25 protein-coding genes, 1 tRNA gene and 1 pseudogene are annotated in these 25431 nt (G+C 66.2%); 15 read left to right on the top strand and 12 right to left on the bottom strand.

The annotated features are described in order from the left end of the window. Positions 1-353: 353 nt before the first annotated feature. The 4 genes from BSL82_RS12485 to BSL82_RS12470 are packed head-to-tail and all read left to right on the top strand — an operon-like array spanning position 354 to position 5976. Positions 354-2453 carry a TonB-dependent receptor gene (locus BSL82_RS12485; RefSeq protein ID WP_226998457.1) on the top strand — a complete coding sequence of 700 codons (2100 nt, stop codon included), beginning with the start codon at positions 354-356 and terminating at the stop codon, positions 2451-2453. Positions 2454-2509: 56 nt separating this feature from the next. Next, positions 2510-3991 carry an AMP nucleosidase gene (locus tag BSL82_RS12480; RefSeq protein ID WP_072597806.1) on the top strand — a complete coding sequence of 494 codons (1482 nt, stop codon included), beginning with the start codon at positions 2510-2512 and terminating at the stop codon, positions 3989-3991. A gap of 2 nt (positions 3992-3993) precedes the next feature. Further along, positions 3994-5487, top strand: coding sequence for a glycerol kinase GlpK (gene glpK / locus BSL82_RS12475; RefSeq protein ID WP_072597805.1), 1494 nt, complete (start codon positions 3994-3996; stop codon positions 5485-5487). A 60-nt stretch (positions 5488-5547) separates the two neighbouring features. Continuing rightward, positions 5548-5976, top strand: coding sequence for an Rrf2 family transcriptional regulator (locus BSL82_RS12470; RefSeq protein WP_072597804.1), 429 nt, complete (start codon positions 5548-5550; stop codon positions 5974-5976). An 18-nt stretch (positions 5977-5994) separates the two neighbouring features. On the opposite strand, the gene galU is transcribed toward BSL82_RS12470, so the two are convergent. Genes galU through argH form a run of 4 tightly spaced genes read right to left on the bottom strand, consistent with a single transcriptional unit; the run spans position 5995 to position 9762 of the window. Beyond that, a complete protein-coding gene (galU, locus tag BSL82_RS12465; RefSeq protein ID WP_072597803.1) occupies positions 5995-6858 on the bottom strand; it encodes a UTP--glucose-1-phosphate uridylyltransferase GalU in 864 nt (287 codons plus the stop codon). A gap of 3 nt (positions 6859-6861) precedes the next feature. Then, on the bottom strand, positions 6862-8139 hold the full coding sequence (lysA, locus tag BSL82_RS12460) for a diaminopimelate decarboxylase (RefSeq protein WP_072597802.1): 1278 nt from the start codon (positions 8137-8139) through the stop codon (positions 6862-6864). Positions 8140-8146: 7 nt separating this feature from the next. Next, positions 8147-8389, bottom strand: a complete 243-nt coding sequence (locus tag BSL82_RS12455) for a hypothetical protein (RefSeq protein ID WP_072597801.1) — start codon at positions 8387-8389, stop codon at positions 8147-8149. Further along, positions 8389-9762, bottom strand: coding sequence for an argininosuccinate lyase (argH, locus tag BSL82_RS12450; RefSeq protein WP_072598774.1), 1374 nt, complete (start codon positions 9760-9762; stop codon positions 8389-8391). The genes BSL82_RS12455 and argH overlap by 1 nt, the downstream gene beginning before the upstream one ends. Positions 9763-9778: 16 nt before the next feature. On the opposite strand from argH, the gene BSL82_RS12445 reads away from it, so the two are divergent. Both BSL82_RS12445 and BSL82_RS12440 read left to right on the top strand, forming a co-directional pair. Beyond that, complete coding sequence (locus BSL82_RS12445) at positions 9779-10336, top strand: TlpA family protein disulfide reductase (protein ID WP_072598773.1); 558 nt, start codon at positions 9779-9781, stop codon at positions 10334-10336. Then, positions 10320-10748 (top strand): VOC family protein, encoded by a 429-nt coding sequence (locus tag BSL82_RS12440; RefSeq protein WP_072597800.1) that lies wholly within the window; start codon positions 10320-10322, stop codon positions 10746-10748. The genes BSL82_RS12445 and BSL82_RS12440 overlap by 17 nt, the downstream gene beginning before the upstream one ends. On the opposite strand, the gene dapD is transcribed toward BSL82_RS12440, so the two are convergent. Then, complete coding sequence (gene dapD, locus BSL82_RS12435; protein WP_072597799.1) at positions 10745-11587, bottom strand: 2,3,4,5-tetrahydropyridine-2,6-dicarboxylate N-succinyltransferase; 843 nt, start codon at positions 11585-11587, stop codon at positions 10745-10747. The two genes, BSL82_RS12440 and dapD, sit on opposite strands and share 4 nt — an antisense overlap. Then, complete coding sequence (locus BSL82_RS12430) at positions 11584-12270, bottom strand: pyrimidine 5'-nucleotidase (RefSeq protein WP_072597798.1); 687 nt, start codon at positions 12268-12270, stop codon at positions 11584-11586. Before BSL82_RS12430 ends, dapD begins: the two co-directional genes overlap by 4 nt. Before the next feature lie 110 nt (positions 12271-12380). Between BSL82_RS12430 and BSL82_RS12425 the strand changes: the two genes are divergently transcribed. Beyond that, positions 12381-14663, top strand: a complete 2283-nt coding sequence (locus BSL82_RS12425; RefSeq protein ID WP_083579203.1) for a S8 family peptidase — start codon at positions 12381-12383, stop codon at positions 14661-14663. 4 nt (positions 14664-14667) lie between these two features. Here BSL82_RS12425 and hisD read toward each other — a convergent pair whose 3' ends face one another. After that, the gene (hisD, locus tag BSL82_RS12420) at positions 14668-15954 is read right to left on the bottom strand and encodes a histidinol dehydrogenase (RefSeq protein ID WP_072597797.1); all 1287 of its coding nucleotides are present in this window, start codon (positions 15952-15954) and stop codon (positions 14668-14670) included. Beyond that, entirely contained in the window at positions 15944-16612 is a 669-nt protein-coding gene (gene hisG, locus BSL82_RS12415; RefSeq protein ID WP_072597796.1) for an ATP phosphoribosyltransferase, read from the bottom strand. The genes hisD and hisG overlap by 11 nt, the downstream gene beginning before the upstream one ends. A gap of 151 nt (positions 16613-16763) precedes the next feature. Between hisG and infA the strand changes: the two genes are divergently transcribed. The 6 genes from infA (at position 16764) to BSL82_RS12385 (ending at position 19873) form a co-directional block, all read left to right on the top strand. Beyond that, positions 16764-16982: a translation initiation factor IF-1 gene (gene infA / locus BSL82_RS12410; RefSeq protein ID WP_003049127.1), complete on the top strand. Its 219-nt coding sequence runs from the start codon at positions 16764-16766 to the stop codon at positions 16980-16982. Between the two features lie 7 nt (positions 16983-16989). Then, complete coding sequence (locus BSL82_RS12405) at positions 16990-17562, top strand: Maf family protein (protein ID WP_072597795.1); 573 nt, start codon at positions 16990-16992, stop codon at positions 17560-17562. Next, positions 17555-18550: a ribonuclease E/G family protein gene (locus tag BSL82_RS12400; protein WP_072597794.1), complete on the top strand. Its 996-nt coding sequence runs from the start codon at positions 17555-17557 to the stop codon at positions 18548-18550. Before BSL82_RS12405 ends, BSL82_RS12400 begins: the two co-directional genes overlap by 8 nt. Continuing rightward, positions 18528-18734: a DNA gyrase inhibitor YacG gene (locus BSL82_RS12395; protein WP_072597793.1), complete on the top strand. Its 207-nt coding sequence runs from the start codon at positions 18528-18530 to the stop codon at positions 18732-18734. The genes BSL82_RS12400 and BSL82_RS12395 overlap by 23 nt, the downstream gene beginning before the upstream one ends. A 36-nt stretch (positions 18735-18770) precedes the next feature. Further along, positions 18771-18846: transfer RNA gene (locus BSL82_RS12390), tRNA-Phe, on the top strand. 157 nt (positions 18847-19003) lie between these two features. Beyond that, on the top strand, positions 19004-19873 hold the full coding sequence (locus tag BSL82_RS12385) for an ROK family protein (RefSeq protein ID WP_072597792.1): 870 nt from the start codon (positions 19004-19006) through the stop codon (positions 19871-19873). Positions 19874-19879: 6 nt separating this feature from the next. Here BSL82_RS12385 and BSL82_RS12380 read toward each other — a convergent pair whose 3' ends face one another. From BSL82_RS12380 to BSL82_RS12370, 3 genes are all read right to left on the bottom strand, one after another. Continuing rightward, complete coding sequence (locus BSL82_RS12380; protein WP_072597791.1) at positions 19880-21487, bottom strand: GNAT family N-acetyltransferase; 1608 nt, start codon at positions 21485-21487, stop codon at positions 19880-19882. A gap of 87 nt (positions 21488-21574) precedes the next feature. Beyond that, positions 21575-22201: a TetR/AcrR family transcriptional regulator gene (locus BSL82_RS12375; RefSeq protein ID WP_072597790.1), complete on the bottom strand. Its 627-nt coding sequence runs from the start codon at positions 22199-22201 to the stop codon at positions 21575-21577. Continuing rightward, entirely contained in the window at positions 22198-22833 is a 636-nt protein-coding gene (locus BSL82_RS12370; RefSeq protein WP_072598771.1) for a TetR/AcrR family transcriptional regulator, read from the bottom strand. The genes BSL82_RS12375 and BSL82_RS12370 overlap by 4 nt, the downstream gene beginning before the upstream one ends. Before the next feature lie 221 nt (positions 22834-23054). Between BSL82_RS12370 and BSL82_RS12365 the strand changes: the two genes are divergently transcribed. After that, complete coding sequence (locus tag BSL82_RS12365; RefSeq protein WP_072598770.1) at positions 23055-24392, top strand: tetratricopeptide repeat protein; 1338 nt, start codon at positions 23055-23057, stop codon at positions 24390-24392. Between the two features lie 16 nt (positions 24393-24408). Here BSL82_RS12365 and BSL82_RS12360 read toward each other — a convergent pair. Further along, positions 24409-25035: pseudogene (locus BSL82_RS12360) on the bottom strand (UdgX family uracil-DNA binding protein); the annotation flags it as partial. A 104-nt stretch (positions 25036-25139) separates the two neighbouring features. On the opposite strand from BSL82_RS12360, the gene BSL82_RS12355 reads away from it, so the two are divergent. Next, on the top strand, positions 25140-25370 hold the full coding sequence (locus BSL82_RS12355; protein ID WP_072597789.1) for a hypothetical protein: 231 nt from the start codon (positions 25140-25142) through the stop codon (positions 25368-25370). Positions 25371-25431 lie beyond the last annotated feature (61 nt).

The raw sequence follows: 25431 nt of genomic DNA, 5'->3' as shown, positions 1-25431 counted from the left end.
GCCGGAGACGCTTGCGCGCCTCCGGCCCTCCTCCCCTTGCCCAAGGGTAAGCCCGGCCGCCCCCAAGGGGGCGCCAGCGGCCAATCAGTTTATGATGCAGAGGATAAGCTTGTAGCCGAGCCAGAACGGCGCCAGCAGTACGCCGGTCGCGCAGACGGTTTCAACGATCATATCGATCTTGTCCATCGCCATCCTCTCTATGTCGACGCCAGGACCTTATGCTCGGTCTATTTGCGCCCTTCCGTTCATCTTACCGCAATATCGCCGCAACCACAAACGCGAACAAGTCCCTACGCAGTTGACATGATACAACATTACATCTAGGCCCGCCGAAACTTATGGAGGGCCAGACGATGGCGGCGTTTCTTGTGTCCATGGCGGCTGCGGCTGCTGCAGCTTCCCCGGCGCAACCTTCGGGCGCGGCAAGGGATGTGCATGGCCATTCCGTGCAGTCGGAGACGATCATCGTCACCGCGCCCTTCGTTCGCGACCGGATCGATTCCCTGACGCCGGTCAGCGTGCTGACTCGCGAAACGCTCGCGCGCGAAATGCGGTCGACCATCGGGGAGACGCTGGCGCGCCAGCCGGGCGTCTCGGCGACTTCCTTCGGGCCCAATGCCTCGCGTCCGATTTTGCGCGGCTTTCAGGGGGAGCGGGTGCGCGTGCTGACCGACGGGATCGGCGCGTTCGACGTGTCGAACACCAGCGTCGACCATGCCGTCGCCATCAACCCGCTGCTGGCGGAGCGGATCGAGGTGGTGCGCGGTCCCTCTGCGCTGCTCTTCGGTTCGTCGGCGATCGGCGGCGTTGTGAATGTGCTGGACGCGCGGATTCCCCGTGTCGTGCCAGACGAGGTCGTACACGTCGAGGCGATCGGAAGCTATGGCTCGGCGGCCGACGAACGGACGGCAAGCGGCGCGGTGGACCTGCCTGTAGGTGACAAGCTGGTGCTTCATGCCGACGGCAGCTATTCCAAATCCGGGGATCTCGACACGGGCGGCTATATCCTGTCGCCCGCGCTTCGGGCGGAGGCGCTGGCGAGCGGCGACCCCGAGATCGAGGAACTGGCCGATCTGAAAGGAAAGCTCCCCAATTCGGCCAGCCGCACCTGGACGGCGGGCGCAGGCGCGTCGCTGATCACCGACGGCGGAAATCTGGGTGTTTCCGTCAGCCGCTATGACAGCCTTTACGGCGTCCCCAACCGCTATTCGGTGGAGCCGGAGGGTCACGACCACGAAGAGGAGGGGGAAGAGGAACACCACGAGCACGGCAATGTGCGAATCGACATGCGCCAGACACGCGTGGATGTGCGCGGCGAGGTGCGGATGGGCGGCTTTCTCGACAGCCTCAGGGTGCGCGCCGGCTTTGCCGATTACCGGCACGATGAGCTTGAGGAGACGGGCGAGATCGGAACGACTTTCAGGGCGGAAGGCTGGGAGGGCCGCGCCGAACTGGTGCAGGCCGACCGGGGCGGATGGAAGGGGGCGCTTGGTGCACAGCTGATGCTGCGCAGCATGAGCATCGTCGGCGAGGAAAAGTTTCTGCCGCGCAACGAGACGCAGCAATATGGGCTGTTCACGGTGCAGGACTATCAGAGCGGCCCGCTGAAGGTGGAAGCGGGCGCGCGGATCGAACGCAGCAGCCTGAGCGCCGCCGCGGACGCCGACATCGGCAATCCCGACCTTGAGCGCCGCTTCACCACTTTTTCAGGGTCCGCCGGGGCAAGCTATGCGGTGTTGCCGCAATGGCGGCTAGGGGTGAACATCAGCCGTTCCGCCCGCGCCCCTTCGGCCGAGGAGCTGTTCGCCAACGGGCCGCATGCCGGAACACAGTCGTTCGAGGTCGGCGATCCGTCGCTGAAGAGCGAGCGGAGCTGGGGCGCGGAGCTGTTCGTCCGGCATCAGGGCGAAAACGCATCGCTGGAGCTGTCCGCCTTCAAGAGCTGGTTCAGCAACTATATCGATCAGATCGCGACCGGCGCGGTGGAGGACGAGCTTCCGGTCTATCAATATGTGCAGGGCAGGGCGCGCTACTGGGGCGTGGAAGCGCAGGGGTCCGCCACGCTTGCAAGCTTAGGCGACTGGGCGCTGTCGGCCGACGCGCTTGCCGATTATGTCCGCGCGACGTTGAGCGATGTCGGGCCTGCGCCGCGCATCCCGCCGCTGCGCCTCTTGGGCGGGCTGGAGCTGAAGCAGGGCGACGTCTGGGCGCTGCGCGGGGAAGTGGAGCACGCGACCCGGCAAGATCGCGTGGCGGCGAACGAGACACCGACCGCAGCCTACACGCTCGCCAATCTCGCCGTGCAATGGATGCCGCTGGGCGACCGGATCACCCTGACGGTTGCCGCCAACAACCTGTTCGATGTCGCCGCGCGCCGCCATGCTTCCTTCCTGAAGGACCATGCACCGCTTGCCGGACGCGACATCCGGCTATCGGTGCGTACGAGGTTTTGAGGGGGCATGAGGCCGAGGCTTGATCTCCGCCGCGCCGGGGTAGATGATCGGCGTAGATGCCGAGCGACGCGAAAATCCTGGTCCCCGACCCTGTTCCCACCCAGTCGTTCACCGATGCCGCCGCCGCCGTTGCCCGGCTGCGAGCGATCCATGACAGCGGCACGTCCTTTCTCCGGGAACGGTTCGAGGCGCATCTGCGCGGGCAGCCGCTGGAGGGCCGGGTTCGCGCCTGCTATCCGTTCGTCAGGATCGGCACTGCCACCCATGCGCGGGTCGATTCCCGCCTGTCCTACGGTTTCGTCTCCGGGCCGGGCAGCTACCAGACCACGGTGACGCGGCCCGACCTTTTCGAGAATTACCTGACCGAGCAGATCGGCCTTCTGATCGAAAATCACAATGTGCCGGTGGAGATCGGCGTTTCGGACGAACCGATCCCGGTCCATTTCGCCTATGCCCATGACATCAACGTCGAGACGGTGTCGCTGCGCGCGTCGATGACGGATGACGGCCCGCCGATGCGGGACCTGTTCGATGTGCCCGACCTTGCTGCGATGGACGATACGATCGTCAACGGCACCTATGCGCCGCCGCCGGGCGCGCCGCAGCCGCTCGCCATGTTCAAGGCGGCGCGGGTGGATTATTCGCTGCACCGGCTGATCCACTATACCGGCACCGATCCGGCGCATTTCCAGAACTTCGTGATCTTCACCAACTACCAGTTCTACATCGACGCCTTTATCCGCATGGCGAAGGACCGCGTGGCTGCCGGTGACATCGAGTGCTTCGTGGAGCCGGGCAACGTCATCACCCGCAAGCATGGCACGGAAGGAAGCGTGCCCGAACGGCTGCCGCAGATGCCCGCCTATCATCTGGTGGAACCCGGCCTTGGCGGCATCACCATGATCAACATCGGCACGGGACCGTCGAACGCGCGCAACATCACCGATCATGTCGCCGTGCTGCGTCCGCACGCCTGGCTGATGCTTGGGCATTGCGCCGGGCTCCGGAACACGCAGAAGCTCGGCGATTATGTGCTGGCGCACGGTTATGTGCGCGAGGACCATGTGCTGGACGACGACCTGCCGCTGTGGGCGCCGATCCCGGCGCTGGCCGAGGTGCAGGTCGCACTTGAGCAGGCGGTGGGCGAGGTGAGCGGACTTCAGGGCTATGAGCTGAAGCGGGTGATGCGGACCGGCACGGTCGCAAGCGTCGACAACCGCAACTGGGAATTGTCTGATCACGCTGCTATCATCCGGCGGCTGTCGCAGTCGCGCGCCGTAGCGCTTGACATGGAATCGGCCGCCATCGCCGCCAATGGATTCCGCTTCCGCGTGCCCTATGGCACCCTGCTGTGCATTTCCGACAAGCCGCTTCACGGGGAAATCAAGCTGGCCGGCATGGCGGGCGAGTTCTACCGGCAGCGCGTGGGCCAGCATCTGGATATCGGGCTGAAGGCGCTGGAAAAGCTCAAGACTCTGGAGCGGGAAAGGCTCCATTCGCGCAAGCTCAGAAGTTTTGCTGAAGTGGCTTTCCAATAGCCATGGCGGCCGCCCGTCGCCTTGTCGCGGCGATCGACCAGGGCACCACCTCGTCGCGCTGCATATTGTTCGACGAAAAGGCGGCGATCGTCGCCGTCGCCCAGAAGGAGCACCGGCAGATCTTCCCCCGACCGGGCTGGGTGGAGCATGACGCGGCCGAAATCTGGGAGAATGTGCGCGACTGCGTGCATGTCGCGCTTGCCCGCGCGGGGATCAGCCGCCACGGGCTGGCTGCGATCGGAATCACCAACCAGCGCGAGACCTGCGTGCTGTGGGATCGCGCGACCGGCAGGCCGATCCATAACGCCATCGTCTGGCAGGACACGCGGACCGAGCCGATCATGGCGGCGCTGGCCGAAGAGAACGCGCTGGGCCGCGACCGCTTCCGCCAAAAGACGGGACTGCCGCTCGCCAGCTATTTCTCCGCCGCCAAGATCGCGCTGATCCTCGACGGCGTGCCGGGGGCGCGGGAGGCTGCCAGGGCAGGCCGGATCGCCGCCGGCACCATGGATTCCTGGCTGATCTGGAAGCTGACCGGCCGTCACCTGACCGATATCACCAATGCGCACCGCACGCAGCTTGTCAGCCTCGACACGCTGGACTGGGACGAGGAACTGCTCGACGCCTTTCATGTGCCGCGCGCCATGCTTCCGGAAATCCGGTCCTCGTCCGAAGTATATGGTCATGCGCAGGACACGCTCTGGGGCGTGCCCGTCGCCGCCGCGCTTGGGGATCAGCAGGCGGCGCTCGTCGGGCAGGGCTGTCTGTCGCCGGGTCAGGCGAAATGCACCTATGGGACCGGCAATTTCCTGCTTTTGAATACGGGCGAGGCCCCGGTCCATTCGCGGCACGGGTTGGTGACCACCATCGCGTACAGGCTGGGCGACGAACCGGCGGCCTTCGCGCTGGAGGGATCGATCGCCGTCACCGGGGCGCTGATCCAGTGGCTGCGCGACAATCTGGGGATCATCGACACGGCCGCCGAAGTGGAATCGCTGGCTGAATCGGTGGAGGATTCGGGCGGTGCGGTGGTCGTGCCCGCCTTTTCAGGGCTGTTCGCTCCCCATTGGCGCCCCGATGCCCGTGGAATCATCGCCGGCCTGACCGGCTATGTCACCAAGGCACATCTCGCCCGCGCGGCGCTGGAGGCGGTCGCCTGCCAGACGGCCGAGCTGGTGGAGGCCATGGCCGCCGACACGGGCCAGCCCTTCACCGAACTGAAGGTGGATGGCGGCATGACGGCAAATGCGCTGTTGATGCAGATCCAGGCCGATTTGATCGAACTGCCCGTCGTCCGTCCCTCGGTGATCGAGACGAGCTGCTTCGGGGCGGCCTGGGCGGCGGGCGTCGCCACCGGATTCTGGCATCGCGCGACGCTGCCCGACAGCCTTTTGGGCGTGGACCGTCAGTGGCGGCCGGTGCGGACCGACGACTGGCGTGTGTCCATGATGCAACAATGGGACAAGGCAGTTTCACGCGCGTCCGGCTGGATTTAAACGGCATCGCTTGAATCGCTTGCGGCGAATCGGCCACAGGCGTAGGCGAAAATCTGCACCATGCTTACCCAGCGTTCCCGATATGCCCTGCGCGCCCTCATGGTGATGGCGAAGGCGGGCGATTCCGCCCCGGTTTCGATGAACTTCATCGCCGCCGAAGCCAATGTGCCGCGCAAGTTCCTGGAACTGATCCTCACCGATCTGCGGCAGGCGGGGCTGGTCGTGAGCTTTCGCGGCAAGATGGGCGGTTTCCGGCTGGCGCGGCCGCCGCATCTGATTTCCTTTGGCGACATCATCCGCACGATCGAAGGGCCACTGGCGCTGGTGCCCTGCGTCAGCCGCACCGCCTATCGCCCCTGCAATGACTGCGAGGATGAAGCGACGTGCGCGATCCGCCGTGCGATGATGGTCGTCCGCGACGACACCGCCCGAATCCTCGACGGCACGAGCCTTGCCGATGCGATGGCGGAGGATCGCGAGGCGGCCTGAAGCCAGTAATCGCGCTCGTTACAGCCGCGCGATGAACGACCGGACCGAAGGCGCGATGTCGGGCCGCGCAAGCGCAAGCGCGATATTCGCCTGGATGAAGCCGGCCTTGTCGCCACAGTCATGCCGCTGGCCGTCGAAGGTGAAGCCGTGAAAGGGCTGCCTGCCGATCAGCTGGGCCATTGCGTCGGTAAGCTGGATTTCGCCGCCCGCGCCCTTTTCCTGCCGCTCCAATACGCGCATCACCTCGGGCTGGAGGATGTAGCGGCCCGGGATCATCAGATTTGAAGGCGCGGTGCCGCGCGCTGGTTTTTCGACCAGCGCGGTCACTTCCACCAGCCTGCCGTGGCGCTCGCCCGGCGAGATGATGCCATATTTGTCGGTTTCGTCCGGGGCCACTTCCAGCGCGCCAATGACGTTGCCGCCGACCTGCGCATAGGCATCGCACATCTGCTTCATGAAGCCCGGCGTCCCGACCATCAACTCGTCGGGCAGGAAGACGGCGAAAGGCTCGTCGCCCACGATCTCGCGCGCGCACCAGACGGCGTGGCCAAGGCCAAGCGGCTCCTGCTGGCGGACATAGACGGGCGATCCGGGCTTCTGCCGGATGCTCTCGATCGCCTCCAGCGACTTTCCGCGCTCCTTCATCGTCGATTCAAGCTCGTAGGAGATGTCGAAGTGATCCTCGAGCGCCGACTTGCCGCGTCCGGTGACGAAGATGATCTGCTCGATGCCGGCTTCGATCGCTTCTTCCACCGCATATTGGATGAGCGGCTTGTCGACCACGGTCAGCATTTCCTTCGGAATGGCCTTTGTGGCTGGAAGAAAACGGGTGCCAAGGCCACCCACCGGGAATACGGCCTTGCGAACCGGCTTGAAGTCCATGAATTACCCCTTGTCAGCGAGCCAGGGCGCCAGCAGATCGGCGTCGATCATCGACTCGACCGGCGGGCGCGGACGGACAATCGCCCATTTCTCTTTCGAAACAACGACCTCAGGGACGAGCGGCCTTGAATTATAGGTGGACGCCATGGTTGCCCCATAGGCCCCGGCCGTCATGAACGCGATCAGGTCGCCCGCGTCCACGGGCGAAATCGGCCTGTCCTCGGCAAAGGTGTCGCCCGTCTCGCAGACCGGGCCGACGATGGTTGCGGCGATCCGTCCCTCCCGGGGCTCCACCGCCAGTATGTCGTGCCACGCCTCGTAGAGCGTGGGGCGGATCAGGTCGTTCATCGCCGCATCAACGATGATGAAGCTGGATGTTTCCCCCTGCTTCACCCGAATGACGCGCGAAACGAGCACGCCCGCATTGCCCACGATGAGGCGGCCCGGCTCGAAGGTGAGGCGGACGCCCCAGTCCCGCGTCACGCGCGCCACCATCTCGCCATAGGCGGAAGGAAGCGGTGGAACCGCCTTCGACCGGTCATAGGGAATGCCAAGCCCGCCGCCCAGATCGGCGCGGCGTATGTCGTGCCCGGCGGCGCGAAGCTCGGCGATCAGCTCGCCGACGCGCGCGAAGGCGGCTTCCATCGGGCCAAGCTGGGTAAGCTGGCTTCCGATGTGGACCGCCACCCCCAGCGGGTCCAGCCCCGGAAGCCGGGCGGCGAGCGCATAGGCATCCAGCGCGCGGCTGATCGGAACGCCGAACTTGTTCTCGGCCTTGCCGGTGGAAATCTTCCTGTGCGTGCCCGCGTCGACATCGGGGTTGACGCGAAAGGAGACGGGCGCGGTCTTGCCCAGCGCCACCGCCACTTCGGAAAGCATTTCGGCCTCGGGCTCCGATTCCAGGTTGAACTGGAAGATGCCCAGCGACAGCGCCTCGGTCAGCTCCTCGCGGGTCTTGCCGACGCCCGAAAAGACGATGCGATCGGCCGGAACGCCGCCCGCCATCGCGCGGCGCAATTCGCCGATCGACACCACATCCGCGCCTGCCCCCAATGCCGCCAGCGTCGCGATCACCGACTTGTTCGGATTGGCCTTTACCGCATAGGCGATCAGCGGAGGCTCCACGCCGACACCCGCCAGCGCCTCGCTGAACACCCTGAAATGGCGCTCGATCGTGGCGGTGGAATAGCAATAGAAGGGCGTGCCCACCGCCTCCGCCAGGTCCGGGAGCGGCACGTCTTCGGCATGGAGAACGCCGTCGCGGTAATCGAAATGGTCCATCTGGTCCTCAGCCCGGCGGGGGCAGGTCGAAACGGTCGTCGGGGCGCGGCTGCGACCTGGGCAGGGGGTCGTTCACCCGGTCCGGAGCTGCCTGCGGCGGTGGTGTGGTCATTTCCTCGAAAGTCGGCTGCGCCTTCGCTGCGACCGGAAGGGGCGGCTCCTCGCCGCCGGGCGGTTGCAGGCCGCGCTTTGCGCCACATCCGGCCAGCGTCGCCGCAAGCACCGCGACCAGAAGCCAGCGAGACTGCATCAGCGCTTCTCCCACTGTTGTTTCGCCTCGGCGATGCGTGCGCGCACCTGATCGGGCGCGGTGCCGCCGTGGCTCTTGCGGCTCGCCACCGATGCTTCGACGGAAAGCACGTCATAGACGCGCCGGTCGATGCGCGCGTCGATGGCGGCCAGCGTCTCTAGCGGAAGGTCGGGCAGCATGACGCCTGCGTCCTCGGCGGCCTTCACGGCGCGGCCGGTGATGTGATGCGCTTCCCGGAAGGGCACGCCCGCCTCGCGCGCCAGCCAGTCGGCAAGGTCCGTCGCGGTGGAAAAGCCGCCTGCCGCCGCCGCCCGCATCCGCTCCGGCACGAAGGCGATCTCGTCGATCATGCCGGTCATTGCGGCGATGGAGAGCGCCAGCAGGTCATAGGCCTCGAACACCGGCGGCTTGTCGTCCTGCATGTCCTTCGAATAGGCGAGCGGCAGGCCCTTCATCGTCACCATCAATGACGTCATGCAGCCAAGGATGCGGCCTGCATGGCCGCGCACCAGCTCGGCCGCGTCGGGGTTGCGCTTCTGCGGCATGATCGACGAGCCGGTCGAATAGCTGTCGGGCAGCTTGACGAAGCCATAGGGCTGCGACGCCCAGATGATGATCTCCTCGGCCAGCCGCGACAGGTGGAGCGAGGCCTGCACGGCGCTGGTCAGAAACTCGATGGCGAAATCGCGATCCGACACGCTGTCGAGCGAATTGGCGGTCGGCCGGTCGAAGCCAAGCGCCTTTGCCGTCATGAAGCGGTCGGTCGGAAAGCCGGTTCCGGCAAGCGCCGCCGCGCCAAGCGGGCATTCGTTCAGCCGCGCCCGCGCATCGGCAAAGCGGCCAAGGTCGCGGCGCGCCATTTCATGATAGGCCATCAGATGATGGCCCAGCGTCACCGGCTGCGCCACCTGCAGATGGGTAAAGCCCGGAATGACGGTATCCGCATGCTCCTCCGCCCGCCGCAGCAATGCCTGCGCATAGGCTTCCAGCCCGCCCGTGATCGCGTCGATCGAATCGCGCACCCACAGGCGAAAGTCGGTCGCCACCTGATCGTTGCGCGAGCGCGCGGTGTGCAGCCTGCCCGCCGCCGGGCCGATCAGCTCGGCCAGCCGCGACTCGACGTGCATGTGAATGTCTTCAAGCGCGAGATTTTCGACCAGCCCGCCCGCCTCATATTCGGCCTCGATCTTCGCAAGGCCGTCAAGAATAATGTCGGCGTCGGCGGCGTCGATGATGCCTTTTGCCTTCAGCATTTGGCAGTGCGCGACGGAGCCGCGCAAATCCTGCTTCCACAAGCGCTTGTCGAACGGGATCGAGGCGTTAATCTCACGCATGACAGCGGACGGCCCTTCGGCGAACCGGCCGCCCCACAGCTTGTTGGATGTTTCAATGCGCTTGATAATCGCGGCTCTCCTTACGCTCGCTCTGGCTGGATGCGATAAGGGCAAACAGGATCAGCCGCAAGAACAGGCGTCGATCGCTCGCATCGATCGCAGCCTGGCCGGGCAGGAAGCGCCCGCGACGCCCTTCCTCGGGCCGCAGGATCAGCCGGTGACGCTGGCCGCCTTCCGGGGCAAGCCGCTGATCGTCAATCTCTGGGCGACATGGTGCGCCCCCTGCCTCACCGAAATGCCTTCGCTGGACCGGCTGGCGGGCCGGCTTGGGGGCAAGGCGCAGCTCATCGTGCTTTCGGTGGACCTGGAAGGGCGCAAGGCGGTGACTCCCTATTTCCAGAAGATGGAGTTCCGGCACCTCAAGCCCTATCTCGACAAGGAAAATGTGATCCCGCTGGCGGTGAAGGCGGCCGGGCTGCCGGTGACGCTGATCTACGACGCCCAAGGCAAGGAAGTGCTGCGTGTCAACGGGCCGTTGGAATGGGATGGCCCCAAGGGCAAGGCGCTGGTGGAAGAGGCGGTGAAGGGAACATCCGATGGAGCAACGACTTAGCCTCGTCACGCTGGGCGTCGCCGATCTGGCCGACAGCATCCGCTTTTACGAGGCGCTGGGCTGGACCCGCGCGATGAAGGCGGCGGAAGGGGTCGCCTTCTTCCAGATGGGCGGGATCGGCCTGTCGCTTTATCCGGTGCAGGATTTGTGCGCCGAGGCGGGCGTCCACTGGCGCGGCCATGGAGGCTTTGGCGGGATCGCTTTGTCGCACAATGTCCGCACCCGCGCGGAGGTGGACGAGGCGGTGGCCGCGTGGACCAGGGCGGGTGGCGCAGTCACCCATGCGGCGCGCGACATGGCATGGGGCGGCTATTGCGCCCATGTCGCAGATCCGGACGGCAATATCTGGGAAATCGCGTGGAACCCCGGCTTCCCGATCGATGAAGCCGGGGCCATCGCAATTCCGCTCTAATCCCGCAGCAGCTCGTTGATGCCGGTCTTGGAGCGGGTCTGCGCGTCCACCCGCTTGACGATGACGGCGCAGTAGAGGCCCGGTCCGGGCGTGCCGTCGGGAAGCGGCTTGCCGGGAAGCGTGCCCGGAACCACCACTGCATAGCTCGGCACGCGGCCGGTGAAGACCTCGCCCGTCGCCCGGTCGACGATCTTGGTGGAAGCGCCCAGATAGACGCCCATCGAAAGCACCGCGCCCTCTTCGATCACCACGCCTTCGGCCACTTCCGACCGCGCGCCGATGAAGCAATTGTCCTCGATGATGACCGGCCCCGCCTGCAACGGCTCCAGCACGCCGCCGATGCCGACGCCGCCCGACAGGTGCACATTCATGCCGATCTGGGCGCAGGAACCGACCGTCGCCCATGTGTCCACCATCGTGCCTTCGCCGACATGGGCGCCCAGGTTGACGAAGCTGGGCATTAGCACCGCGCCCGGCGCGACATAGGCGCCGCGCCGCACGATCGAGCCGGGAACGGCGCGAAAACCCGCCTGCCTGAAATCGGCCTCGCTCCAGCCCTCGAACTTCGACGGCACCTTGTCCCACCAATGGGTGGTGAGGCCCGGCCCGCCTGCGATGAGCCCCATGTCGTTGAGCCTGAAGGAAAGCAGCACCGCCTTTTTGAGCCACTGGTTGACCGTCCACCCGCCAGCGCCCTTTTCGGCCACGCGGAAGCTGCCGTTGTCGAGGCCCGACAGCGCGGCGTCCACCGCCTCGCGCACTTCGCCGCGCGTGGCCGCGCTCACCTGATCGCGCGCTTCCCACGCGGCCTCGATGACGGATTTCAGTTGTTCGCTCATGATGTCCTCCGCTGTATCGACCCGAGCCACTGGCCCAGATCGGTGATTTCGATGTCGATGAAGTCCGGGTCGGCCTCGTGCGCGCCGCGCTCCGAGCCGTTATTTATCCAAACCGTCGTCATGCCCAACGCCTTGGCCGGTTTCAGGTTGCGGGCCATGTCCTCGACGAACAGCGACCGCGCCGGATCGATGCCGAAACTGTCGATCATGCCGTGATAGGCGCTGAGTGTTGGCTTGGGCGCATAGCCGCAGGCGTGGATGTCGTGGATCGCCTCGAAGCTCTGCCCCAGGCCCAGCCGGTCAAGCACCCGCACCGCATAGGGCGCGTCGCCGTTGGTGAAGATGAACTTGCGGCCGGGAAGCCCGGCGATCGCCGCCACCAGCAGCGGATCGGCGTCGAGAACGGTCAGGTCCACGTCATGGACGAAATCCAGAAAGTCGTGCGGCGCGACTTTGTGGTGCGTCATCAGCCCCGAAAGCGTGGTGCCGTGCGTGTGGAAATAATCCTTCTGTATGCGCCGCGCCTCCACCCTGTCGCAGTCCAGAAGATCGGCGATGAACCGGCCCATGCGCTCGTCGATCTGCGCGAAGATATCGGCCTCGGGCGGATAGAGCGTGTTGTCGAGGTCGAATATCCACGCATCGACATGGTCGAGCGGAAGCGAGGCGGGAGCGGCTGGCATGGCGGGCGTCCTAGTGCGTGCGCGGCACGCAGGCAATCGCGCATCTATTTAGCTGGCGTTAACCAATTTCGGCGAGAGCTTGTTTCCATAGGTTAACCGGAGTTCGGCTCATGGCTTTGAGGGTCAACACATCGGCAATGCGGCTGGGCTTTGCGCTATGCCTGTTCGCATCGCTCGGCTCCTGCGGCGGTGGCGGAGGAAGCGGGGGCGGCGTCAGTTCCACGCCCACTCCCCCGAGCGGCGGATCGCCCGCCCCGACCATCGAATACGACACGGCAGAATATCAGCGATCCACTGGCTCTGTCGCGATGGACGCGATCGCCGCCTATGACGCGGGCGCGACCGGCAGCGGCATCACCGTCGCGGTGATCGACAGCGGAATCGACACGGGCAGCGCCGAGTTTTCGGGCCGAATTTCCGCGGCGTCGCGCGACATGATCAGCTCGCGCAACAGCCTGAAGGACGAGAACGGCCACGGCACGGCCGTCAGCGGCATCATCGGCGCGGCGCGCAACGACAGCCAGATCATGGGCGTGGCGTTCAACTCCACCCTGCTTGCCCTGCGCACCGATTCGCCCGGCACCTGCACGCCGACCGGCTGCAGTCATTATGACAGCGACATCGGGGCGGCAGTCGACGTCGCTGTCCAGAACGGCGCGAAGGTCATCAACCTGTCGCTTGGCGGCGGTGCTCCCGGCTCGGTGCTCGTAAATGCCATTGCCCGCGCAGCCGATGCAGGCGTGATCGTCGTAGTCGCGGCCGGGAATGGTGGTAGCGACAATATCGGCGATGCCAATCCCGACGATTTCGCATTGGTTGCCAATATGGGCAGTTCGAAGAATATGGTGATCATCGCCGGTTCCCATAATGAAGCGGGAACGGCTCTTTCCGGCTTCAGCAATGCAGCAGGCAGCGGACAGCAGCATTATCTGGTCGCGCTGGGGGAAAGTGTCCGCTCGATCAACCATGAAGGAACGGCCGTTGCGGGCGACGGCACATCCTTCGCCACGCCCCAGATCGCGGGCGCGGCGGCGCTGCTGGCGCAGGCCTTTCCCCATCTGAGCGGCGCGCAGATCGTCGACATTCTCTTTGACAGCGCGATCGATCTGGGCGCGACGGGCACCGATAATGTGTTCGGGCGCGGCAAGCTGTCGCTGACCAAGGCGTTCGCTCCGCAGGGGCAGACGTCGCTTGCGGCCTCCTCCACCCCTGTCTCGCTCACCGACAACGGCAGCCTTGGCGCGCCGATGGGCGATGCCGGACGCACCGGCGCGGCGCTTGGCGGTGCGATCATCCTCGACGGCTATTCGCGGGCCTATGCGGTCAATCTCGCGGCAACGCTCTCGCGCACGCCGGTCAGCCAGAGCCTGACCGGCCGCCTTGGCGACGTGAGCCGCTCCTTTTCGGGCGGCAGCGGCGATGTGATGGTCTCGATCTCCTTCAGGAAGGATGCGTCCAGCGCCCAGCCCTGGGTTGGCCTTGCACAGGCGGGCCTGTCGGCCGAGGATGCGCGGATCGCCCGTACGACGGCGGGTGCGGTCGTCAGCCGCATCGCGCCGGGATCGACCGTCGCCTTCGGTTTTTCCGAAACCGGGCTTGGCCTGTTCGACCGCATTTCCGGCCGGATCACGCCCGCCTTCCTCATTGCCAACGATCCGCAGGCAACCCCGGGCTTCGAGCATCGCCGGGGTGACGCCATGGCGTTTCGTCAGGCGCTGGGCGCGTTCAACGTAACGGCGGCTCTCGAGCGCGGCGATGCAATCACCTGGCAGGCAAAGCGCGAGGAGCGTCGCCCCTATTCGCTCGCCAGCGTCCGGCTGGACCGCAGCTTTGGTCCGCTCTCGCTCAACCTGGGGCTTGGCGTTCTGGATGAGGAGCAAACGCTGCTCGGCGCAAGCCTTGGCCCTGTGTTCGGCGTTTCCGGCGCGACCACCCGGCTTGCCGATGCCGCCGTCTCGCTGGATCTGACCGGCAAGTGGACGCTTTCTGCCAGCGTCCGTCAGGGCTGGACCGATCCGCGCGCCACCGGCGGGCTTGTGACCGGCGGCGACATCCGCACGCGCGGCTTTGCGGTCGATCTTTCCGGATATGACGTGCTTGCCGCTGGGGACAGCTTCGGTCTGCGCGTCTCACAGCCGCTCCGCGTCGAAGGCGGTGGGCTGAAGCTCGCCGTGCCGGTCGCCTATGACTATCTGACCGGCAGCGTCTCGACCGAGGCGCGCCAGATGGCGCTGTCGTCGTCCGGGCGCGAGATCGACGTCGAGGCGAGCTATGGCTTTTCGCTTGGCGGCGGCCGGATGGACGCCAACGCCTATTGGCGCAAGGACCCGGGCCATATCGCGGGCGCACCGAACGACACCGGCGTGGCGCTGCGCTATCGGCTCGATTTCTGAGCGGTCAGAGCCCCAGCCGGATCGCCACCGATCTGGCGTGGGCGGGAAGGCCTTCGGCTTGCGCAAGGCTGACCGCGGCCGGGCCGATCTTGCCGAGCGATTCGGGCGAACAGGCGAGAAAGCTCGTCCGCTTCATGAAATCGGTGACGGACAGGCCCGATGAAAAGCGGGCGCGGCGGCCGGTGGGCAGCACATGGTTCGGCCCGCCGACATAATCGCCCACCGCTTCCGGCGTATGGCGGCCCATGAACACCGATCCGGCATGGCGCACGTGCCCGAAGATCGCTTCGGGGTCATCGACCGCAAGCTCCAGATGCTCGGGCGCAAGCCGGTCGATATAGGGCGGGGTCCGCGCCAGATCGTCGAACAGGACGATCGCGCCGAAATTGGCCCAGCTTGGGCGCGCGGTGTTCTCGGTCGAAAGCCCTGCCAATTGCCGTTCGACGGCCGCCGACACCGCATCGGCGAAAGCCGCGTCATCGGTGAACAAGATGGACTGGGCGGTCGCGTCATGCTCCGCCTGGCTCAGCAGGTCGGCTGCGATCCAATCGGGGTCGTTCCGGCCGTCGGCGACGACGAGGATTTCCGAAGGCCCGGCCACCATGTCGATTCCGACCGTGCCGTAAAGCTGGCGCTTGGCCTCCGCCACCCAGGCATTGCCGGGGCCCACCACGACATCGACGGACCTGATCCGGCCCGTGCCATAGGCAAGGGCGGCAATCGCCTGCGCGCCGCCCGCCCGCCAGACCTCGTCCACGCCCGCGATCTCGGCGGCGGCCAGCACCAGCGGGTTGAGCCGCCCGTCGGGCGTCGGCGTCACCATCGTCAGCCGGTCCACGCCTGCGACCTTCGCCGGAATCGCGTTCATCAGGACGGAAGAGGGATAGCTCGCCAGCCCGCCCGGCACATAGAGCCCGGCCGATTCAACCGCCGTCCAGCGCGCGCCCATACGGACGCCCGCCGCGTCGGTTTCGTCGCGATCTTCGGGCTTCTGCCCGGCGTGATAGGCGCGGATCCGTTCCGCCGCCAGTTCCAGCGCGGCGCGCAGATCGGGCTCAAGCCCCTGCAGTGCTGCCTGACGCGCTTCGCGAGGCACGCTCCAGCCCGCCTGGTCCAGGTCGATGCGGTCAAACCTGAGCGTCAGCTCATGAAGCGCAGCGTCGCCGCGCGCCCGGACATCGGCAAGAATGGCGGCCACGCCCGATGCGACATCGGTCGCGGGCTCACGCCGTGCTGAGACCAGCGCTTCGAAAGCATCGGCAAAGCCCGGATCGCTGGAATCAAGCCGCATCCGGCAGGCCTCCGGCCGCCTTGCGGAAGGAGTCGATCATCGCCGTGACTTCGGGCGCGCGGGTCTTGAAGGCGGCGCGGTTGACGATGAGGCGCGAGGTCACCTCTGCGATCACCTCGACTTCCACAAGGCCGTTTTCCTTCAGCGTGCGGCCCGACGACACCAGATCGACGATGCGGCTGGAAAGGCCCAGCGCCGGGGCAAGCTCCATCGCGCCGTTCAGCTTCACGCATTCCGCCTGCACGCCGCGCGCCTCAAAGAAACGGCGCGTGACATAGGGATATTTCGTCGCCACGCGAACATGGCTCCAGCTTGCCGGGTTGTCGGACGCTGCAAGCTCGGCCGGTTCGGCCACCGACAGGCGGCAGTGGCCGATGTTGAGGTCGACTGGCGCGTAGATCTCCGAATAGGCGAACTCCATCAGTACGTCGTTGCCGCAGACGCCAAGCTGCGCCGCGCCATGGGCTACAAAGGTCGCGACGTCGAACGAACGGACGCGAATCAGCTCCACATCGGGCCTGTTGGTGGAAAAACGCAGCGCGCGGGAGGATTCATCGCTGAACGCGGGTTCGGGTTCGATGCCGGCGGCCGAAAGCAGCGGCAGCGCCTCCTTCAGGATGCGGCCCTTGGGCAGTGCGATGACGAGCGGCTTGACCATGATCCCGGCGCTTTAGCCCCCCGCGCGGGCGCGAGCAACACGCCCGTGGGGAACGGCGCGGCCGCATGCCCGTTTTTGATATGCCGAATGCTTGCATTTCGGCCCGTTTCAGAGCAAAGGCGGCGGCCAGACAGAACAAGACGGACGCTGAATGGCGAAGGAAGAACTTTTGGAAATGCGGGGGCAGGTGGTTGAGCTGCTGCCCAACGCCATGTTCCGGGTGCGGCTGGAAAACGACCATGAAATACTGGGTCACACCGCCGGTAAGATGCGCAAGAACCGCATTCGCGTGCTCGTGGGTGACGAGGTGCTGGTCGAACTGACGCCCTACGACCTGACCAAGGGTCGCATAACCTATCGTTTCAAATAAGCTTTCGATGCCGGGGCTTGTCCTCGCCTCGTCCAGTCCGCGCCGCAGGGATCTGCTCGGCCAGATCGGCGTAATCCCCTCGCGGATCGCCGAACCCCTTGTCGATGAAGCGCCGCTGAAAGGCGAGCTGCCGCGCGATCATGCGCTGCGGCTTGCCGTCGCAAAGGCGCAGGCCGTGGCGCGCGGGCCGGACGAGATCGTGCTTGCGGGCGATACCTGCGTCGGCGCGGGACGCCGCATCCTTCCCAAGGCCGACACGCCGGATGTGGTGAGGCAATGCCTGGAATTGCTGGGGGGGCGACGTCACGACGTCTGGTCGGCGGTGGCGGTGATCGACGGCTCGGGACGGTTGCGCAGCCGCAATGTGCGGTCGGTGGTCGCGTTCAAGCAGCTGGATTCGGCAGAGATCGAGGCCTATCTGGAGTCCGGCGAAGGCGTCGGCAAGGCGGGCGGCTATGCCATACAGGGCTCTGCCGCCGCACTTATTCGCGCCATGTCGGGCAGCTATAGCGGGGTGGTGGGCTTGCCGCTGTTCGAGACGCGGGCGCTGCTCAGGACCGCCGGATACCCGCTTGGCTGAGTGGCTGATCGAGCATGGCATTGGCGAGACGCGCGCCGTCCTGATCGAGCATGGGCAAATCGTCGAAGCAATCGTTGAGCGTGACGACACGGGTCTTCGGGCCGGTGCTGTCTCCGAAGGGCGGCTGACGGCCATCCTCGTGCCGGGCAAGCGCGGCATCGTCACCCTTGCGGACGGGACCGAGACGCTGATCGAGCCGTTTCCACCCGCAGTGACGGAGGGCGCGCGGCTGACGGTCGAAGTGGTGCGCGAGGCGATCCCCGAACCGGGCCGCGCGAAGATGGCCCGCGTGGCTGCAAGCGATGACGCCCCCCGGCCCGCGCCAACGGTCGAGCAACGGGTCACGGCGATGGGCGGCAGGCCGCGCCTGCTGCCGCCGACAGGGCCTGATCTTCTGGAGCAGGCGGGCTGGTCCGAACTGCTCGACGAGGCGGCAAGGGGCGACATCGCCTTTCCAGGCGGCGGGCTCCGGATCAGCCTCACGCCTGCGATGACCCTGATCGACGTCGACGGCGATCTTCCGCCCGCCGAGCTTGCGCGCGCGGGCGCTGCGGCGGCGGGTGCGGCGATCCGGCGGCTGGGCATCACCGGCTCGATCGGGATCGACCTGCCGACGATGAACGGCAAGGCGGAGCGCATGGCGGCGGCCGAGGCGCTGGACCGGGCGCTGCCGCAGCCGTTCGAGCGGACGGCGGTGAACGGCTTCGGCTTCATGCAGATCATCCGGCGGCGGACGAGACCTTCCCTGCCAGAGCTTGTGCAGGCGGACCCGGCGCTCGCAGCGGCGCTGGCCCTGCTGCGCCGCGCCGAGCGGCAGGGCGGGGCGGGGGCCGTCACCATTGCCGCGTCACCGGCGGTCGTGGCGCGGATCGAGGCGAACGGCGCATGGGTGCGCGAGCTGGAACGGCGCATCGGCGCACGGCTGCTGTTGCGTACGGAGGCGAGCCGTCCCATATGGTCGGGCGATGTCAGCCGCGAACACCCCTGAAGCCAAGACGCGCGCCCGCTGTCCCGTCTGCCGCAAGCCGACTGCCGCCGCGCATTCCCCCTTTTGCAGCCAGGGTTGCCGCGATCGCGACCTCCTGAAATGGCTGGGCGAGGGCTATCGGATAGCCGGTCCGCCCGCCGACCCCGAAAGCATGGACATGATGCTGGACAAAGACGGCGGCTGACCGTTATAGCGCCCCGTCGACCGCGTTCGCGGTCGTGCCCAGGTAGCTCAGTTGGTAGAGCAGGGGATTGAAAATCCCCGTGTCGGCGGTTCGATTCCGTCCCTGGGCACCATTTTCTCCCTCCATTCTTCATCCTCTGCAATTTCGCCGTCGACGGCGAAACGCCGATGAGTCACGCTGTGCGTATACGGACGCTCACCTGGAAAGGCGCATTGGATCATGGACTGCGGGCTGCCGGACAAGAACGCGCTCTCGGGAGCCAAGGAGCAATGACGCTTCTGGCCGGCGTAGAGCTTGGCGGCACCAAATGCGTGTGCATCTCGGGAACCGAGCCGGACGACATCCGGGCGATGGTGGAACTGCCCACCACCACGCCCGACGAGACGCTGGCCGCAATTCGCGCGGTTCTCGGCCAATGGGATCATGAGGCGCTTGGCATAGCGAGCTTCGGCCCGCTCGATCTCGATCCCTCCTCGCCCCGCTATGGGCGGATCGTCCACACGCCCAAGCCCGGCTGGAACCAAGCCTTCCTTGCCGATCTGGCCGGGGGAAAGCCGTTCGCGCTCGACACGGACACCAATGGCGCGGCCATTGCCGAAGGGCTGTGGGGCGGCGCGCAGGGGCTGTCGAGCTGGGCCTATGTCACCATCGGCACGGGGATCGGCGTCGGCAGCATCGTCGCCGGAAAGCCGGTGCGCGGTCTTGGCCACAGCGAGGCGGGCCATATGCGAATCCCGCGCGGGCGCGGCGACAGCTTTCCGGGCATCTGCCCCTATCATGGCGATTGCGTGGAGGGTCTGGCGAGCGGTCCGGCCATTGCGGCGCGGGCCGGCATGTCCGGGCGCGACATACCGGCCGATCATCCCGTCTGGCCGCAAGCCGCCGATGCACTGGCCGCGCTCTGCCACAATCTGATGCTCACCACCTTGCCGCAGCGAATTCTCATCGGCGGCGGCGTTGCCGCGGGCCAGCCGCAGCTCTTCCCTCTTCTCCGGGCAAGGCTCGCCGAAAGCATCGCGGATTACGGCGGCGTGCTTCGGCTCGCCGGGCCGCTCTCCGCCTATGTCGCGCCGCCCGCCCTTGGCAAAAAAGCGGGGCCGCTGGGTGCGCTTGCGCTGGCCGCCAGGGCGATCGCCTGACCTTGGTCAGCCGCCGCCCGGCCCCTTCGGCCCGGCGGGTTGAGCGTCCGGAGCAGGGCGTTGCGACGCGCCGCCCTTGCTCCAGTCGATCCGGTAAAGATCGAAGCGGCGGTCGGTGAGGTTGCGCACGGTCCCTTCGGCCCTGGCCCAGGTGAGGTCGGAAAGGTTCACGTCGGCGATGGTCAGAGTCTCGATATTCTCGCTTGCCTCCGCCGCGATGCCGTCGCGCGCAAATGGAAAGTCGCAGGGCGTCAGGATGCACGACTGGGCATATTGAACGTCCATGTTCTCCACGCCGGGCAGATTGCCGACATTGCCCGACATCACGACGAAGCACTGATTCTCCACCGCGCGGGCCTGGGCGCAATAGCGCACGCGCATATAGCCCTGGCGATTGTCGGTGCAGAAGGGAACGAAGATGATGCGCGCGCCCTCGTCCACCAGCCGCCGCGCCAGTTCGGGGAACTCGCTGTCATAGCAGATGAGCACGCCGATGGGGCCGACGTCGGTCTGGATCACGTTCAGTCCGTCGCCGCCCTTGATCTTCCACCAATAGGCTTCGTTTGGCGTGGGATGGATCTTCTCCTGCTCATGGACGGAACCGTCGCGCAGGCAGACATAGGCCACGTTCTGGATGTCGCCGTCGTCGGTGCGGGTGGGGTGCGATCCGCCGACGATATTGACGTTGTAGCGAAGCGCCATCCGCGAGAGTTCCTTCACCAGCGGACCGCGATGCGCCGTCAGCCGGTCGATCGCTTCGGTCGCCGAGAGCTGCTCAGGCTCGAACGACAGCAGTGAGAGGGTGAAAAGCTCGGGAAAGACGACGAAATCGGCGCTGTAGTTGGACGCGACATCGACGAAATACTCGATGTTGTGGATGAACTCGGCGAAGTCCTTCACCGGGCGCGCCTGCAATTGCACCGTCGCAAGCCGCACGCTTTCCACGTCGCGCGGCACCCTGAACGACGGCGGCTCGTTGGGATCGACATAGGGATTGCGCCAGACCATGTGCGCTGCAAAGCCGCACGATGCCTGATCGTCGGGCAGATAGTCCGCCAGCACGCCGATGGGCGCGAAGCCGTTGGCGAACTGGAAGCCGATCACCGGATCGCGCAGCTTCCCCTCGCGGACCTTCTCGATATAGTCCTCCGGCCCGTCCGCGCGGCGTCTGGCGCGACGGAAGCCGGGCATGCGTCCGCCGAAGACGATGCCCTTCAGCTCAAGCCGTTCGGCCAGCGTCCGGCGCGCCTCATAGAGCCGCTTGCCGATGCGCAGCCCCCGCCTGCGCTCGTCGACTGCCATTTCAATTCCATAGAGCCAGTCGCCGGTCGGGTCGTGGCGGCTGCCGAAGCCGTTGCCGCTGATAGTCTCCCAGTCATGCGGGCTCAGCGCCACATTCTCGTCGATGCGCGAGGAGGCGCAATAGCCGACGATCTTGTCCTCGAACACGGCGACGAACTGGCCTTCGGGAAAGTTGTTGATCTGGCCCCGGATCATGCCGGTGCTGTAATTGCCCATGTGCGGATAGACGCGCGCTATCAGCGCCCGGATTCCGGCGATGTCGCCGGTCACCGCGTTCCGCACCAGAAGCCTCGCCTCGCTTGCCTTCGCCAATCAACGTCTCCCGGATAATGGCGCCATACGACAGAAAATCGGGTTGCGGCGCAACCCGGAGAAGAATGGATCAAGATGGAGGAAGGTTCAGACCGGCTGGAACAGACGTCGGATGAACGCGCCGTAAAGATCGACCTGCTGCGCCAATATGCCCGGCTCTCCGCGTACCCGCTCCAGCACGATCGCGCCCTGGATGACGGCGATGCCCATGTCGGCCAGGTCATCAAGGCCAACGGCCACGCGCGGGGAGGCCGATGCCGCCACCTTGTCCAGCCGCTTGCGGATCTGGCGGCGGCGCATCAGGAATCCTTCGCGCATCAGCGCATGGTGATCGTCGTCGAACTGCGCTTCCTGATAGGAAAAGGCGGCAGCGAGGCAGCCCGGATACGCGTTGGGGGACACCGCCGCCATCTCGCCCAGTTCGACAAGGCCGTCCAGCAGCGCGGCCAGCGGATCGGCATATCGGGCCGCCGCCATGCCGAAGATCGATTCGAAGGCGGCCTCCGTTCGCTGGTTGTCGCGCTGCATCAGCGCCTTGGCCAGCGCTGGCTTGCCGTCGAAGTGATAGAAGAAGCCGCTCTTCGTGATGCCGGCTGCTGCGATCAGCTCCTCTATCGAGGTGGCGGCATAGCCCTTTTCCAGCACCGCGCTTTCGGCGAGGTCGAGCAGCAGTTCGCGCGTCCGCTCGCCCCTGCTGAGCGTCGCCGCCTTCACGCCCGCGCCCGTTCGAACAGCAAGCCGATAAAGGTTCGTGCAAGCATCAGCTGCCGTGGCAGCACGCCCTTGCCCCTGTGGACCTTGTCCATGATGATCCCGCCTTCCACCAGCACCAGCACCATGTCCGCGAGCGCATCGAGATCGACGGGAAGACCGGGAGCATAGTGGCGTGCGATCATGTCCAGCCGGGCGCGGAAGTGGTTGCGCCAGCGGATCATGGTTTCGGCGCTGAGCGCCCTTATCTCGCGGCTGAAGACCTGATCCTGATAGCAGTAGGAAGCGACCAGGCATCCGGGATGCCGGTCGGGCAGGTCGGCCATCACCTCCGAAAACATTTTCAGAAAGGCGAGATATGCCTGAAGCGGATCGTCGACCAGTTCGTCGGCGCGGTCGAGAAGGCCTCCGATCAGCGCGTCGTCATGCGCGATGTAGCGGACCAGCAGGGCCTTGGCGAGCGCGTGCTTGTCGGGGAAATGATAGAAAAATCCGTTGCGCGTGATTCCGGCCGCCACGACGATCTCTTCGATCGACGTCGACTTGAACCCTTTTTGCAGCACAGCGCGCTCGGCCGCTTCCAGAATCCGCTCGCGCGTCTGCTGCCCCCTGGCAAGGACGGCGGTTGCTGACATGACGATAACCATACCATGAGTGCAGTTGGCGGGGCCATAACCACATCGGGCGGGGGGCTTTCGGCCAGATCTTGTTCACAAGGTACTGATTTTGAACGTTTTTATGGATATGTCCCGATGTGAACCATGGCTCCGCTATTTCCCGCCTCAACCTGGGTCTATTCATCGGGGCATTCGGACGCACCGCCGTCCACCCGAATCCGACAAGAGAGGACCCAACCATGCTGGCCGACCGCTATGGCAATGATGTTTCCACGTCTTCGCAGGCGGCGCTCGACCGCTACAACGAGGCGCTGCTGCTGATCCGGCTTTATGAGGGCGATCCGATCGCCGCGCTCGATGCGGCGCTGGACGACGACCCCGATTTCACCATGGCCTGGGCGGCAAGGGCGGCGGTGCTCGTGCAGCAGGCCGACAAGGCTTATGACGCGGAGGCCGAACGGTCGCTCCGGGCGGGGTTCGCCTCGGGCGGCAATGATGCAGAGCGCATGCATCTGGCGGCGGCGCGGGACTGGCTGGAAGGCAGGCTCCACAAGGCGGTCACCGGCTTTGCGCGGTTAGCGCTGGAAAACCCGCGCGACCTGCTGGCGCTGCAATCGGCGCATGTCGGCTGCTTCTTCGTCGGCCGACAGGCCGAATTGCGCGACTGGCCGCTTCAGGCGCTGCGGGCGTTCGGCCGCGAGGACGACGGCAGGCACGCGGTTCTCGGCATGGCCGCTTTCGGGCTGGAGGAGTGCGGCGATTTCGCGCGGGCCGAGGACATGGGGAGCGAGGCGGTTGCGCTTGAGCCGCGCGACGGATGGGCGGTCCATGCGGTGGCGCACGTCCATGAGATGCGCGGCGACACGGACCGCGGCATTCCCTGGCTGCGCGGCAATATTCAGGCGATGGGGCCGGAAAACGGCTTTTCCTATCACAACTGGTGGCATCTCGCGCTGCTGCACCTCGACCGCAACGACCATGCCGAGGCGCTGTCGCTGTACGACAGCCGGGTTCGTCCCGTCGCTGACGGAAAGGTGCTGATGGAGTGGATCGATGCATCGGCCCTGCTCTGGCGGCTCCATCTCGACGGAGTCGACACGGGCAACCGCTTTGCGGCGCTGGCGGACTGCTGGGCCGATGTGACCGCCGACGGCTATTACGCCTTCAACGATCTTCATGCACTGATGGCGTTCATCGGCGCGGGACGGATGGCGGACACCGAGCGTATCGTCGAGGCGGTGCGCCGTTCGGCTGCCGGGAGTGACGACAACGGCCATATGGCGCGGGAAGTCGGTCTGCCGCTCGCCGAGGGATTTCTTGCGTTCGCCAACGGGCGTCATGACGTCGCCGTGGACAATATCCTGGCGGTGCGGGGCATCGGCCAGCGCCTCGGCGGGTCACATGCGCAGCGGGACTTGCTCTCGCTGACCGCGCTTCACGCGGCGCGCCGGGGCGGGATGCGGCAGCTGGCGGAAGCGCTGGTGGCCGAACGGCTCGCCCACAAGCCCGCAAGTCCGTCGGCAAAGCGCCTGCAACGCGAGGTGGAGGCGTCGCCCGTCGTCCGCGCCGCAGCCTGAGCGGGAGGCGCGCCGTCTACACCAAGGCCTCGGCGGCGCGCAGATCCTCGACGAAGTGCTCATATTCGGCGGCCGCGCGGGCGTGGTCGTCGATGCGCAGCAGAAAGCTCGGGTGAATGGTGACGCGGGCCTCGCCGCCATCGGGCAGGGCGTGGGAGCGGCCGCGCGTGGCGGAGATCGTCACTGCCTTGCCGAGCACGGACCGCGCCGCCGTAGCACCCATCGCAACCGTCACGCGCGGGCGGATCAGCAGTCGCTCCTGCTCATACCACCAGCGGCAGGCGGCAATCTCCCCCGCGTTCGGCTTTTCATGGATGCGCCGCTTGCCGCGCGGCTTGAACTTGAAGTGCTTGACCGCATTGGTGACATAGGTCCGCGCCCGGTCGATACCGGCGTCGCCAAGTGCCTTGTCGAGAAGACGTCCGGCCGGGCCGACGAAAGGCCGTCCTTCCAGATCCTCGCTGTCGCCCGGCTGCTCGCCCACCAGCATCAGCGACGCGTCGACCGGCCCCTCGCCGAACACCGTCTGCGTCCCGCACAGGTGGAGGGAACAGCGCGTGCAGCCCCTTGCCTCTTCCCTGATCGCCGCCCAGGCGGACTGGCTGTTGCTCTTTTCCATTGCCGCCTCCGGCTTTGTGGCTCCCAGCGGATCAACGCAGCCGAGCACGGGTCTTTCCAGACGCTTGTCCATCGATGCGGCGCGGGAACGAATGCGGGCGCGTCGGGTTGTGATGGAAGGAGAGTGTCATGCCCGCAATCTGGATCGGGGCAATATTGATCGTGGCGGGCGTTGTCTGGGCGGCAATGACGACCACCAGGCGCGGCCGTCTGAGCGACCCCGAGCCCGCTCCCACCAAATCCGCCGATACGCTTGAACCCGCCGGTCGCGGCCGCAGGCTGAGCCTCAGCGCGGAGCTTCCGGCCTTTGCGCTGATCATCGTCGGGGCGGTCATCCTGTTTGCGGGTGCGTTTGTCTGACGACATTTCCGAGTGGCTCTGAAAACGCGGAACCTTGGTCCCCGGCAACCGTATGGGCTTA

It is taken from the genome of Tardibacter chloracetimidivorans (assembly GCF_001890385.1).
GTDB classification, from domain to species: Bacteria; Pseudomonadota; Alphaproteobacteria; order Sphingomonadales; family Sphingomonadaceae; genus Tardibacter; species Tardibacter chloracetimidivorans.
This window is presented reverse-complemented; position numbering and strand designations above follow the sequence as displayed.

Bases quoted from the DNA above. Each gene is read 5' to 3' on its own strand.
- BSL82_RS12485 (WP_226998457.1), top strand. From the start codon at position 354: ATGGCGGCGTTTCTTGTGTCCATGGCGGCTGCGGCTGCTGCAGCTTCC.
- BSL82_RS12480 (WP_072597806.1), top strand. From the start codon at position 2,510: ATGCCGAGCGACGCGAAAATCCTGGTCCCCGACCCTGTTCCCACCCAG.
- glpK (WP_072597805.1), top strand. From the start codon at position 3,994: ATGGCGGCCGCCCGTCGCCTTGTCGCGGCGATCGACCAGGGCACCACC.
- BSL82_RS12470 (WP_072597804.1), top strand. From the start codon at position 5,548: ATGCTTACCCAGCGTTCCCGATATGCCCTGCGCGCCCTCATGGTGATG.
- galU (WP_072597803.1), bottom strand. From the start codon at position 6,858: ATGGACTTCAAGCCGGTTCGCAAGGCCGTATTCCCGGTGGGTGGCCTT.
- lysA (WP_072597802.1), bottom strand. From the start codon at position 8,139: ATGGACCATTTCGATTACCGCGACGGCGTTCTCCATGCCGAAGACGTG.
- BSL82_RS12455 (WP_072597801.1), bottom strand. From the start codon at position 8,389: ATGCAGTCTCGCTGGCTTCTGGTCGCGGTGCTTGCGGCGACGCTGGCC.
- BSL82_RS12445 (WP_072598773.1), top strand. From the start codon at position 9,779: ATGCGCTTGATAATCGCGGCTCTCCTTACGCTCGCTCTGGCTGGATGC.
- BSL82_RS12440 (WP_072597800.1), top strand. From the start codon at position 10,320: ATGGAGCAACGACTTAGCCTCGTCACGCTGGGCGTCGCCGATCTGGCC.
- dapD (WP_072597799.1), bottom strand. From the start codon at position 11,587: ATGAGCGAACAACTGAAATCCGTCATCGAGGCCGCGTGGGAAGCGCGC.
- BSL82_RS12430 (WP_072597798.1), bottom strand. From the start codon at position 12,270: ATGCCAGCCGCTCCCGCCTCGCTTCCGCTCGACCATGTCGATGCGTGG.
- BSL82_RS12425 (WP_083579203.1), top strand. From the start codon at position 12,381: ATGGCTTTGAGGGTCAACACATCGGCAATGCGGCTGGGCTTTGCGCTA.
- hisD (WP_072597797.1), bottom strand. From the start codon at position 15,954: ATGCGGCTTGATTCCAGCGATCCGGGCTTTGCCGATGCTTTCGAAGCG.
- hisG (WP_072597796.1), bottom strand. From the start codon at position 16,612: ATGGTCAAGCCGCTCGTCATCGCACTGCCCAAGGGCCGCATCCTGAAG.
- infA (WP_003049127.1), top strand. From the start codon at position 16,764: ATGGCGAAGGAAGAACTTTTGGAAATGCGGGGGCAGGTGGTTGAGCTG.
- BSL82_RS12405 (WP_072597795.1), top strand. From the start codon at position 16,990: ATGCCGGGGCTTGTCCTCGCCTCGTCCAGTCCGCGCCGCAGGGATCTG.
- BSL82_RS12395 (WP_072597793.1), top strand. From the start codon at position 18,528: ATGTCAGCCGCGAACACCCCTGAAGCCAAGACGCGCGCCCGCTGTCCC.
- BSL82_RS12385 (WP_072597792.1), top strand. From the start codon at position 19,004: ATGACGCTTCTGGCCGGCGTAGAGCTTGGCGGCACCAAATGCGTGTGC.
- BSL82_RS12370 (WP_072598771.1), bottom strand. From the start codon at position 22,833: ATGTCAGCAACCGCCGTCCTTGCCAGGGGGCAGCAGACGCGCGAGCGG.
- BSL82_RS12365 (WP_072598770.1), top strand. From the start codon at position 23,055: ATGCTGGCCGACCGCTATGGCAATGATGTTTCCACGTCTTCGCAGGCG.
- BSL82_RS12355 (WP_072597789.1), top strand. From the start codon at position 25,140: ATGCCCGCAATCTGGATCGGGGCAATATTGATCGTGGCGGGCGTTGTC.